The following is a 332-nucleotide window of genomic DNA, read 5'->3' on the forward strand; positions in this document are numbered from 1 at the left end:
AGCGCCTCCGTCAGCACCGCGCCGTGGACGCCGGGATTGTGGCCCGCCACCACGTAGAAGCCCGGCTCGGCCTTGATGGTCTCGCCCTTGTGGGCCTTGACCTGGATCTGCCTGCGCCCGTCCATCGCGGGATACAGCGCCGCCAGGACCTTCGGTGAGATCAAGGTGGCGTCGTCGATCAGCAGGGCGCGGCCTTCGGTCATCGCGGTGACCAGCGGACCGTACTGGAAGACGTAGTTGCCGCCGTCGTCCTGTGTGTACTCGCCGATCAGGTCGCCGACCGTGGTGTCGCCGTCACCGGCGACGGTGAGCAGGTCCGGGAACGCCGCCTC

General features: G+C 68.7%; 1 protein-coding gene. It reads right to left on the reverse strand.

Features of this window, described 5'->3' with window-relative positions:
- Window positions 1–332, reverse strand: a 332-nt coding sequence (locus QK442_RS36300) for an AAA family ATPase (RefSeq protein WP_282698407.1), incomplete at both ends; no start/stop codon positions are given.

Source organism: Streptomyces sp. CC208A, assembly GCF_030010625.1.
Lineage (GTDB): Bacteria > Actinomycetota > Actinomycetes > Streptomycetales > Streptomycetaceae > Streptomyces.